This window comes from Ruegeria sp. BF8 (assembly GCF_056538625.1).
The window spans coordinates 96,518-108,652 of sequence record NZ_JBQFTL010000001.1; the positions used below are offsets into that span (position 1 = coordinate 96,518).

Below are 12,135 nucleotides of genomic sequence, written 5' to 3' on the forward strand. Positions count from 1 at the left end.
CTAGTGCGAGGCGTGGAAGGTCCGGCCCAGTGAGGCAGGTGCGCTGCTCTTGTCGGCCGAAAGGATCACAAGCACAAGGATCGTGATGATGTAGGGCGACATTGCCAGATACTCGACAGGTATGGCAACGCCCGCTGCCTGCAGATTAAGCTGCAAGACCGTGATTCCGCCAAACAAATAGGCACCCAGCAAGGCACGCCACGGTTTCCAGCTGGCAAACACCACCAGAGCCAGAGCAATCCAGCCGACTCCGGCGGTCATGCCTTCGGTCCACTGAGGGACCCGGATCAGGCTGATATATGCACCGCCAAGCCCCGCACAGGCCCCGCCGAACAGGATCGCCATAATGCGGATCTTGATGACCTTGTAGCCGAGAGCATGCGCGGCATCGTGGTTCTCACCCACCGCACGAAGGATCAGCCCGACGCGGGTGTATTTCAGAGTGGCCCATACCGCTGCCGTCAACGCGATCCCGACATAGAGGATCGGATCATGTTGGAACAGGATCGGGCCGATGACCGGAATATCGCTGAGCAGCGGGATATGGATGTCCCCCATGCTGGGCGGTTTGATGCCCACATAGCTTTGGCCCAGAAGGGCACTGAAGCCCAAGCCAAACAGCGTCAGCGCAAGACCGCTGGCCACCTGGTTCGCCAGCGCGAACTGGGTCAGCAGAACGAACAGCAGCGACAACAGCGCACCGCCGACGGCCGCCGCGACAAAACCGAGCCATGGCGAGCCTGTTTCGACCGAGATCGCAAATCCGCTGATTGCGCCCACGATCATCATGCCTTCGACGCCGAGGTTCAGAACGCCGGCCTTTTCGACGACAAGCTCTCCGATCGCCGCGAGCAGAAGCGGGGTTGCGGCAACCATCAACGAGGCCAGCAAAAGAACGGGATTGATTTCTCCAAGGTCCATGGTCACGCCACCTCGCTACGGGCCGCACGGATGCGGTAGTTGGTCAAAAGATCGAAGGCCAGCAGGAAGAACAGAAGCATTCCCTGGAACACCTGGATGGCCGCAGCGGGCAGCCCCAGCTGCGATTGTGCGATTTCGCCACCGATATAGGTCAGCGCCATCAGGCCGCCGGCCAGCAGGATGCCCACCGGGTGCAGACGGCCCAGAAACGCCACGATGATCGCGGTAAAGCCGTAACCCACGTTGAAGTCGATGCTGACCACGCCGGACGGGCCCGAGACCTCGAACATACCGGCAAGACCGGCCAACGCGCCCGACAGCCCCAAGCAAAACAGTATCAGGCGCGGGGGATTCACGCCGGCAAATCGTGCCGCGCGCGGAGCTTCGCCTGTAAGGCGGATGTGAAATCCCAGCATGTGCCGGTTCAGCAGGACATAGGCAAAGATCACCGCGATAAAGGCCGCGACGACGCCCCAGTGCATGCCGGTTCCGGCAAACAGTTCGGCATTGTGGGCACTTTCATAGGACTGCAGGTTGCGCGAGCCGGGAAACCCGAACCCCTCAGGGTTTTTCAGCAGACCCAGCGACATCGAGGCCAGAAACTGCTCGGCCACGTAAACCAACATCAGGGAAACGAGAATCTCGTTGGTTCCAAACCGAACCTTGAGCAAGGCGGGGATCATCGCCCAGATCCAGCCGCCGAACGCGCCGGCGATCACCATGATTGGAAAGACGTACCACGCATCCAGCGGGTAGAAGGCTAGGCCGGCCGCGGCGCCGAAGATAGCGCCCATGATGTACTGGCCCTCGGCGCCGATATTCCAGATGCCGGCGCGGAAGCCCAGCGACAGACCGATGGCGATCAGAACCAACGGTGCGCCCTTCACCAGCAGTTGCGGTCGGTAGTAGAATGAGAACTCGCCGAACAGGGGTTCCCAAAAGATGGTTCCGATCGCTTCCACCGGGTTTTTGCCCAGAATTGCAAACAGCAACCCGCCGAAAACCATGGTCGCCAGCACTGCGACCAGAGGGGTGGCATAAGACCACGCCTTGGACGGCTGTGGCCGTTTCTCCAACACTATCATTTGCTCATCCCCCCAAAGTCTTCGTCTTTTTTGGATTATTGCGCCAGAGGCGGCACCGTAGGCTACACATGGGCCACCTCCATCCCATGCGCGCCGCCCATCATCAGACCGATCTCTTCGACGGTCAGGCCAGTTGTGGGTCGCGGAGCGCTGAGGCGCCCTTCGTTCAAGGCGGCGAAACTGTCGGAAATCTCCATCAGTTCATCCAGATCCTGGCTGATGCAGACCACCGCCGTTCCCTTGGCCGCAAGGTCCAGAATGGCCTGACGGATCGCAGCGGCTGCGGCGGCGTCGACGCCCCAGGTCGGCTGGTTCACGACCAGCACTTCGGGGTTTTGCAGGACTTCCCGGCCGATGACGAATTTCTGCAGGTTGCCGCCCGACAGCGACCGCGCGGCGTTTTCCGGCCCCGGGGTCCGCACGTCGAATGCCTGAATGATCTTCTCCGCAAACACGCGGGTGTCGGCCCATTTCAAAAAACCATTCTTCTCCAGAGACTCGCGCACCGAGCCGGTCAGCAGAGCGTTTTCCGTCAGGCTCATGTCCGGCGCCGCGGCATGTCCCAACCGCTCTTCTGGGGCCGTCAGCACACCCAGTCTGCGCCGGGCCGTCGGGCCCAGTTTGCCGATCGGCTGGCCGTTGAAGCGGATCGCATCCGCGTCCGTCAGGATTTCACCGGACAGAACGCCCAGCAGTTCGTCCTGACCGTTGCCGGCCACGCCGCCGATGCCAAGGACTTCGCCCTTGCGGACGGTCAGGTGCACGTTCTTCAGCGCGGTCCCGAATTCGGAAGGGGACGGAACCGAAAGCCCGGAAACATCCAGCGCGACGGGTCCGAACTCGCGCCCGGACCGTTCAGGAGTCTGAAGGGCTGATCCCACCATCATTTCTGCCATGTCGCGGGCGGATGTTTCGCTGGGTGTGCATTCACCCACGTTCTTGCCCAGCCGCAGAATGGTGGCGTGGTCGCACAGCGTGCGGATTTCCTCCAGTTTGTGCGAGATGTACAGGATCGAAGTTCCTTCCGACCGCAGTTTTTTCAGTGTTTCGAACAGGATATCTACCTCCTGCGGGGTCAGGACCGAGGTCGGTTCGTCCATGATCAGCAGCTTTGGGTCCTGCAGCAGGCAGCGGATGATCTCAACTCGCTGGCGTTCACCGGCGGACAGGTCACCAACCCGACGATACGGATCCAGCGGCAGGCCATAGGTCTCCGAGACCTCGCGAATACGCGATGCCAGATCACCCATCGGCGGCGGGCTTTCCATGCCCAGGGCGATGTTTTCGGCCACGTTGAGCGCGTCGAACAGCGAAAAATGCTGGAACACCATGGCGATGCCGTCGGCACGGGCCGCACGCGGCTCGGCCGGCGCATAGGGTTGGCCGCGCAACAGCATCGTGCCGCTGTCCGGCTTGACCAGCCCGTAGATCATCTTCACCAGCGTGGATTTTCCCGCGCCGTTTTCGCCCAGGAGGGCGTGAACTTCGCCCTCACCGATGTCAAAGGACACGTGGTCGTTGGCCACGACGCCGGGATAGGCCTTGGTCAGCCCCTGCAAGCTCAGTAGTGGAGTGGTCACGCGCTCTGGTCCTTCTTCAAGTCGTTCTGTCGGGCGGGGCGCAGAATTTGCGCTGCCACACCAACTGCGATCATCTGCGGGTGCTTGCCCAACGATGGGTCACCGATCGGGCAGGTGATCCGGGCGATCTGAGCCGGTGAGTGACCCAGCGCAGCCAGGCGCGAACGGAATCGCGCCCATTTCGTAGCCGAGCCGATCAGCCCGGCAAAGTGAAAACCGTGCGTCAATAGCCGGTTGCACAGTTCCAGATCCAGATTGTGTGAATAAGTCAGCACCAAGTGCTCGGCTTGGACCGGTGCGTGGCGCACGAGGTCGGCCGGGTTCGCTGCCGGAACCACGGTTACACCTGCTGGGATGTCAGCTGGAAACCGGTCGGCGGCGGTGTCCACCCAGGTGATGGCAAGATCGGGGAGAGGCGACAGCACATCCACAAGCGCCCGTCCGACATGACCGGCCCCCCAGATCCACAATTGGCGGGTCGGTGTGTGCACCGGCTCGATCATCCAGCCGTCAAGCAATTGTGGGTCAGGCGCGATACCCTGTGCGCGTGCGGTTGCCAGCAGCCGCTTGACCGACAATGGCATGTCACCACCGGCAGTCGGGCGTGCGATGACGGTATCGTCCAGGGCCTCGATGGATTTCAGGTCATAGACCTCGCTCAGCAGCGTTACGGCACCGCCACAGCATTGCCCGAGGTCGGGACCCAGCGCATGGCGGGACAGGCAGGTTGGGCTTTGCTGGACCCGGGCGGCCTCAGTCGCCTGATACTCCAGCGTGCCGCCCCCGATCGTGCCGGATTGCCCGCCCTTCCAGACCAGCATCGCGGCGCCGACCTCGCGCGGGGACGAGCCTCGGATTGCGGCAATGACCACGCGGGTCACCTTGCCATGCGTCTTGACCGCCTCCCTCAAAGTCTCCCGGTCAAATCCCATCAGGTACCTCCACGCATGCGTTGAATGGCGGTCCAGACCTCTTCGGCGGTGGCCGGGGCATTGATCGCAGGATACCCGTCGCCGCAGGCCGCAACCGCGTTCGACAACGCCAGCCAGGCCGAGATGCCCAGCATGAAAGGCGGCTCGCCCACTGCTTTTGAGCGATAGATGGTGTCTTCGCGGTTCTGACCATCCCAAAGCGCAACGTTGAACACACCCGGTCGGTCCGAACAGGCGGGGATCTTGTAGGTCGATGGCGCATGGGTGCGCAGCCGGCCTTTGTCGTCCCAGACCAGTTCCTCGGTCGTCAGCCAGCCCGCACCTTGCACATAGCCGCCCTCGACCTGCCCGATATCCAGCGCAGGGTTCAGCGAAGCACCCGCATCATGCAGGATATCCGTCCGAAGGATGCGGTTCTCGCCGGTCAGAGTGTCTACGGCGACTTCGGTCACCGAAGCTCCATAGGCGAAATAGAAGAACGGGCGCCCGCGTCCGGCGATCCGGTCCCACTCGATCTTGGGGGTCTTGTAGAACCCGGTTGCCGACAGGCTGACACGCCCCTGATAGGCCAGCGCCGCGGCTTCGGCAAAGCTGTAGCTTTCCTCGCCCACACTGACCCGGCCATCGGCAAAGACGACCGCCGATGGATCGGTCTGATGCCGCTCGGCCAGATAGGCGGCCATCCGGTCGCGGATCGTGTCGCAGGCGGCCTTGACCGCCATCCCGTTCAGATCGCTGCCGGACGAGGCCGCCGTGGCCGAGGTGTTGGGCACTTTGGCGGTATCGGTCGCCGTGATCTTCACCATCTCCAGCGGAATGCCGAACCGCGCGGCCGCTACCTGCGCCACTTTCTGGAACAGGCCCTGGCCCATCTCGGTGCCGCCATGGTTCAGATGCACCGAGCCGTCCTGATAGACATGCACCAACGCCCCGGCCTGGTTCAGGTGAGTGAGCGTAAAGGAAATCCCGAACTTGACCGGTGAAAAGGCGATGCCCTTCTTGATCACGCGGTTTTCGGCATTCCACTTCTCGATCGCCGCCTTGCGGGCCGCGTAGTCGCAGGAGTCCAGCAGGGCTTCGGTCATGGGATGCAGCTCGAAATCGGTGACTTCCATGCCATAGGGGGTGGTGTTCCCACCCGCGGGCACAGGGCGCACCACCGAGCGGCCGGTTTCGACCGCGCCGCGGCTGGTCAGATCCTCATGCGGATCCGGGTGGCCCAGCGGCTTGTCCCGCACCGGTTCTGCAACGCCTGCGTGCGCCGGTTCATAGTAGTTCCGCCGCCGCAGCTCGACCGGGTCCAGACCCAGCACATGCGCGGCGTGATCCATCACGCGCTCGATTCCGACCATGCCCTGCGGCCCGCCAAAGCCGCGATAGGCGGTTGCGGACTGTGTGTTGGTCTTCAGCCGATGGCTCTCGATCCGCGCATTGGGCAGCAGGTAGGCGTTGTCGGAATGCAGCATCGCCCGGTCGGCGACCGGCAGCGACAGGTCCTGCGCCCAACCGCAGATGGCGTAGTGCAGGAAAGAAACACCCTGAATGTGGCCGTTTTCGTCAAAGCCGGCCTTGTAGCTGATGCGGAAGGCATGGCGCTTGCCGGTGATGGTCATGTCATCATCCCGGTCATAGCGCATCTTGCAGGCTCGACCGGTTGCCCGTGCCGCAACTGCGCAGGCCACGGCCAGCGCGTTGCCCTGGCTTTCCTTGCCACCGAACCCGCCGCCCATCCGCCGGGTTTCGACCCGTACCGCGTGCATGGGAACGCCCAAAGCGTCGGCCACCTTGTGTTGAATCTCGGTCGGGTGCTGGGTCGAGGAATGCACCAGCATGTCGCTGCCTTCATTCGGCACCGCCAGCGCGGCCTGGCCTTCCAGGTAGAAATGCTCCTGCCCGCCGATCTCGAACGTGCCTTCGACCACATGCGCCGCCTGCGCGATGGCGGCTTCTGCATCGCCTTTCGCATAGATGCGGGGGCCGTCCTCGAACCGGCTGTCTGCGGCCAGAGCCTCTTCGATCGTCAGGATCGGCGTTTCCTCGGCATAGTCGATCCTGCCCAACCGCGCGGCCTTGCGGGCGGCCAAGTGGCTGGTGGCGACAACCAGAAACACGGGCTGGCCCACGTAATTCACGGTGCCGTCGGACAGCAATGGTTCGTCATGGATCGAGGGCGAGACGTCATTGGCAAAGGGCAGGTCCTCGGCGGTCATCACCATCACGACCCCCTGGGCCGCGCGGACGTCCGACAGGTCCATCGCCGTGATCCGGCCCTTGGCGATCGGGCTCAGGCCGAACGCCAGATGCAACGTGCCCTTGGGCGTCGGAATGTCGTCAACATAACGGGCGGCGCCGGACACATGCAGGGGTGCGGCGTCATGGGGCAGCGGCTTGGTCACGCTCATGCCGACACCTCCAGCACATTGGTCAGCTCACCTTGATCTTCTAGGAAATAGCGTTCGAGCAGGGCCTTTACGGTCTCCAGCCGGTAGCGGGCCGAGGCACGCATGTCGCTCATCGGGGAATAGTCCTCGGCAAAGGCCGGCAAAGCGCTTTGAACGGTTTCCGCCGTCCACGGGCGACCGGTCAGCGCGGCCTCAACCCGAGTCGCGCGTTTCGGCACACCGGCCATTCCGCCAAAGGCGATCCGGGCTTGCGAGACGACGCCGTCCGAAACGATAATGTTGAAACAGCCGCATACGGCTGAGATATCCTGATCGAACCGTTTGCTCAGCTTGTAGCATTTCAGCCGGTCGGGTTGACGCAGAAAGCTGACCGCTTCCACGAACTCGCCGGGCGCGCGATCCTGCTTTCCATAGTCAATGAAGAAGTCTTCAAGAGGGATCGACCGGCGCTCGTCGCCCTTGCGCAGATGCAGCGTGGCCCCCAGCGCGATCAGCGCGGGCGGGTTGTCCCCGATGGGCGAGCCGTTGGCGATGTTGCCGCCCACCGTGGCCGCATGGCGCACTTGAACGCTGGCATAGCGCCGGATCATCTCGGCATAGGACGGATGCAGATCGGCCATCGCCGCGCCCAGGCGGTTCATGTCCACCATCGCGCCGATGTGGACCTCGTCTTCGGTGATCGAAATTTCCTTCAGATCGTCGCAGCCGCCCAGAAAGATCACCGGGTCAAGGTTCCGCAGCTGTTTGGTGACCCAAAGGCCGACATCGGTGGCACCCGCGATCAAAGTTGCACCGGGATGGGCGGCAAAGACCTTGGCCAGTTCGTCGGAGGACTTCGGCAGAAGGGGTGAGGCCGGCTTGGCTGCAACCGGCTTGTCCTTGACCCAGACCGGCACCGGCTGGTCTTCAACGGCTTTTGCCGCGCGGATGATCGGCGCATAGCCGGTGCAGCGGCACAGGTTGCCGGCCAGTTGCGTGTCATGATCCGTCGCGCCGTTGGCGTGGCTGGCCACCATCGCCATCACGAAACCGGGCGTGCAGAATCCACATTGCGAGCCATGAAGGTCCACCATCGCCTGCTGAACGGGATGGGGCTCGCCGTCGGGCCCGGCCGCCCCCTCGACCGTGCGCACTGCCTTGCCATGCAGCTGAGGCAGAAAAAGAATGCAGGAATTCAGCGCCTTGGCGCCGGCCTCATCCGTCACCATGACGGTGCAGGCCCCGCAATCGCCCTCGTTGCAGCCTTCCTTCGTGCCGGTCAGACCGCGATCCTCGCGCAGCCAGTCCAGCAATGTGGCCGTCGGATCGACATCCGCCAGCTCCACTGTCTCTCCGTTCAGAAGAAACGTGATGTTCATTCTTGAAACCCGTCGCCTTACCCGGTTGCGCCCATGGGTGCTCCTGTCTCGATGCGACGTAGAGAAAGAAGCGGGCTTGTAGCTTGCCTGAAGATGTTAGAAACAGCCTGTGCGCGCTGGCAAGAAAAACTGCCTGCCGAATGTACCATTCCCGATCCCATGCCTTGATATGCACCACGTCATTATTATCTAGGCATCTGAATTGAAAGAGATTTTGGTGTAACTCCGGCGGCGTCGACTGAAGCACCTTCTGGAATCTCCGAATAATGCGCGACTATTTTTTCAGCAATCAGCCCTAACTGTTCCGGCTTTTTCCCGGGTCGCGAGTGCGATAGCCTGCCTCGTATGAGCAGTACTCCTCGATTCATCCACCTCCGAGTTCACACCGAATACTCCCTTCTTGAGGGGGCGGTGCGCCTGAAGAAACTGCCAACGCTGTGCGAGCAGATGGACATGCCCGCAGTTGCGGTGACAGACACCAACAACATGTTCGCGGCGCTGGAATTCTCGGTCACCGCAAGCGGTGCGGGTGTGCAGCCGATCATGGGCTGCCAGGTTGATCTGGCGTATGTTCGGGCGCAGCCGGGGGAAAAACCCAAGCCCCCTGCGCCGATTGTACTGCTGGCACAGTCTGAGACGGGGTATGAGCATCTGATGAAGCTCAGCTCGTGCCTGTATGTGGACAAGGGCGGGCAGTTGCCGCAGGTCACGCTTGAGGAGTTGGCTGCGCATTCCGATGGGCTGATCTGCTTGACCGGCGGACCGGATGGGCCCGTGGGCCGCCTGTTGCAGCAGGGCCAGCGTCCGGCGGCCGAGTTGCTGGTAGATCGGTTGGCCGCGATGTTCCCCGATCGGCTTTATATCGAACTGCAACGTCATCCCGGCGAGGATGGCCAGCCCGAGGCCGAGCGCCTGACCGAGCGCGGCCATGTGGAAATGGCCTATGCCAAGAACCTGCCTCTGGTGGCCACGAATGACGTCTATTTCCCGACCTCGGATATGTATGAGGCGCATGATGCGCTGATCTGCATTGCCGAGGGTGCCTATGTCGACCAGCAGGAAGGTCGTCGCCGCCTGACCGCGCAGCATTACTTCAAATCTCCGCAGGAAATGGCCACGCTCTTTGCCGATCTGCCCGAGGCGATCGCAAACACGGTCGAGATTGCCAAACGTTGCGCCTTCATGGCCTACAAACGGGATCCGATCCTGCCGAAATTCGCCGATGACGAGGTCGAGGAGCTACGCCGCCAGGCCAACGAGGGTCTGCAGGCCCGACTGGCGGTGATCCCGCACGCTGTCCCACCCGAGGAATACCAGAAGCGTCTGGATTTCGAATTGGACATCATCGAGGGCATGGGGTTCCCCGGTTACTTCCTGATCGTTGCGGACTTCATCAAATGGGCCAAGGATCATGACATCCCCGTCGGTCCGGGCCGTGGCTCGGGCGCGGGTTCGCTGGTGGCCTATGCGCTGACGATTACCGACCTTGACCCGTTGCGTTACAGCCTGCTGTTCGAACGCTTCCTGAACCCCGAACGGGTGTCGATGCCCGACTTTGACATCGACTTCTGCATGGACCGCCGCGAAGAGGTGATCCGGTATGTTCAGCAGAAATACGGCCGCGACAAGGTTGGCCAGATCATCACCTTCGGCGCGCTCTTGTCCAAGGCCGCGGTGCGCGACATCGGGCGGGTGCTGCAGATGCCCTACGGCCAGGTGGACCGCCTGTCCAAGATGATCCCGGTCGAAGGCGTCAAGCCGGTGTCAATCGAGAAGGCCCTGAAAGACGAACCGCGCCTGCGCGAAGAGGCCCGCAACGAAGAGGTGGTCGACCGCCTTCTGACTTACGGCCAGCAGGTCGAGGGGCTGCTGCGCAACGCTTCGACCCACGCCGCCGGCGTGGTGATCGGCGACCGGCCGCTGGACGAGCTGGTGCCGCTCTATCAGGACCCCCGCTCGGACATGCCTGCCACCCAGTTCAACATGAAGTGGGTCGAACAGGCCGGTCTGGTGAAATTCGACTTTCTGGGCCTCAAGACTCTGACGGTCATCCAGAACGCCATGGACCTGATCTTCAAGTCCGGACGGCCATTGCACGTGGCGGCCGACGGTCGGCAGCTTTATGAGCCGGCCGAGGGGGCCGAGAACCAGATCAACGCCATCCCGCTGGATGACCCGGCCACCTACAAGCTCTATTCCGCGGCCAAGACCGTGGCGGTGTTCCAGGTTGAAAGCTCGGGCATGATGGATGCGCTCAAGCGCATGAAACCCACCTGCATCGAGGACATCGTGGCGCTGGTCGCGCTCTACCGTCCCGGCCCGATGGAGAACATCCCGACCTATTGCGAGGTCAAGAATGGCCAGCGCAAGATCACCTCGGTCCACCCGCTGATCGACCACATTCTGGAAGAAACGCAAGGCATCATCGTCTACCAGGAGCAGGTGATGCAGATCGCGCAGGTCATGGCGGGCTACAGCCTCGGCGGCGCCGACCTGCTGCGCCGCGCGATGGGTAAAAAAATCAAAGAGGCGATGGACGCCGAGCGCCCGAAATTCGAGGCCGGGGCAGCCGCGAACGGGGTAGATGCCAAGAAGGCGTCCGAGGTGTTCGACCTGCTGGAGAAATTCGCCAACTACGGCTTCAACAAATCTCACGCGGCGGCCTACGCGGTGGTCAGCTATCAGACCGGCTGGCTGAAGGCGAACCACCCGGTCGAATTCATGGCCGGTGTCATGAACTGCGATATCCATCTGACCGACAAGCTGGCGATCTATTTCGAAGAGGTCCGCAAGGGTTTGGAACTGCCCTACGTGCCGCCTTGCATAAACCGGTCGCAGGCAACGTTTGATGTGGTGGATGGCAAGCTGGTCTATGCGCTGGGCGCGCTCAAGAACGTGGGCGTCGAGGCGATGAACCTCGTGGTGCAGGGCAGGGGCGACAAGCCGTTCGTCAACCTCTTTGACTTTGCCCGCCGGGTCGATCTGAAGAAGGTCGGAAAACGGCCGCTGGAGATGCTGGCGCGCGCGGGCGCCTTTGACGAGCTGGACAAGAACCGCCGCCGGGTCTTCGAAAGCCTCGAACAGCTGGTGCAGTATTCCGCCGCGATCCACGAACAGAAGAACTCGAACCAGGTCTCGCTGTTCGGCGAGGCGGGCGACGACCTGCCCGAACCGCGCCTGTCGAAATCGCCCGACTGGCTACCCGCCGAACGGCTGAGCGAGGAATTCAAGGCCATCGGCTTCTACCTGTCCGGCCACCCGCTGGACGACTATATGCCCGCGCTGAAACGCAAGCAGGTGATGACGCTGGACGAGGTTACCGAAAAGGCACGCTCGGGTCCGTTGATCGCCAAGATGGCCGGTGTGGTCGCCGGGCGACAGGAACGGAAATCGGCCAAAGGCAACCGGTTCGCCTTTGCACAGCTGTCCGACCCGACGGGGGCGTACGAGGTGACGCTGTTCTCGGAAACCCTAGAGAAATCACGCGAATATCTGGAAACCGGCGCGCAGGTCGTGCTGACGGCCGAAGCCACGATGGAGGCTGACCAGCTGAAGCTGCTGGCGCGCTCGGTCGGGCCGGCGGATTCAGTCGTGGCCGAGGCCGGCGCGACCGGGCTTCGTATCTTTTTGGACCAATCACAGGCGCTGTCGACGGTCGCCAGCGTTCTTGCGGATGCTGCGGGGGCGGCCAAAAACGCCTCGAAAGGGCCGATCCATTTGTGTCTTCTGGATCCGGGCTTGCCGGGAGAGGTCGAGATGGACCTGGGGCAGGAATTCCCGATCAATCCCCAGATCAAGGGTGCCATCAAATCACTGGATGGGGTCTTGTCCGTCGAAGAGGTCTAGGGTGGCGGTCC

At 62.5% G+C, this 12,135-nt stretch carries 7 protein-coding genes; 1 reads left to right on the plus strand and 6 read right to left on the minus strand.

The annotated features are described in order from the left end of the window. From ACR0LD_RS00475 to xdhA, 6 genes are all read right to left on the minus strand, one after another. Entirely contained in the window at window positions 1-921 is a 921-nt protein-coding gene (locus ACR0LD_RS00475; protein WP_170337474.1) for an ABC transporter permease, read from the minus strand. A gap of 2 nt (window positions 922-923) precedes the next feature. Continuing rightward, on the minus strand, window positions 924-2,006 hold the full coding sequence (locus ACR0LD_RS00480) for an ABC transporter permease (protein ID WP_170337792.1): 1,083 nt from the start codon (window positions 2,004-2,006) through the stop codon (window positions 924-926). 62 nt (window positions 2,007-2,068) lie between these two features. Further along, window positions 2,069-3,586, minus strand: a complete 1,518-nt coding sequence (locus ACR0LD_RS00485; protein ID WP_170370916.1) for an ABC transporter ATP-binding protein — start codon at window positions 3,584-3,586, stop codon at window positions 2,069-2,071. Further along, a complete protein-coding gene (xdhC, locus tag ACR0LD_RS00490; RefSeq protein ID WP_170366695.1) occupies window positions 3,583-4,518 on the minus strand; it encodes a xanthine dehydrogenase accessory protein XdhC in 936 nt (311 codons plus the stop codon). The genes ACR0LD_RS00485 and xdhC overlap by 4 nt, the downstream gene beginning before the upstream one ends. Beyond that, window positions 4,518-6,920: a xanthine dehydrogenase molybdopterin binding subunit gene (gene xdhB / locus ACR0LD_RS00495; RefSeq protein WP_170443590.1), complete on the minus strand. Its 2,403-nt coding sequence runs from the start codon at window positions 6,918-6,920 to the stop codon at window positions 4,518-4,520. The genes xdhC and xdhB overlap by 1 nt, the downstream gene beginning before the upstream one ends. Continuing rightward, complete coding sequence (gene xdhA / locus ACR0LD_RS00500) at window positions 6,917-8,278, minus strand: xanthine dehydrogenase small subunit (protein WP_480635237.1); 1,362 nt, start codon at window positions 8,276-8,278, stop codon at window positions 6,917-6,919. Before xdhA ends, xdhB begins: the two co-directional genes overlap by 4 nt. A 345-nt stretch (window positions 8,279-8,623) precedes the next feature. On the opposite strand from xdhA, the gene dnaE reads away from it, so the two are divergent. After that, window positions 8,624-12,124 carry a DNA polymerase III subunit alpha gene (gene dnaE, locus ACR0LD_RS00505; protein ID WP_480635239.1) on the plus strand — a complete coding sequence of 1,167 codons (3,501 nt, stop codon included), beginning with the start codon at window positions 8,624-8,626 and terminating at the stop codon, window positions 12,122-12,124. Window positions 12,125-12,135 lie beyond the last annotated feature (11 nt).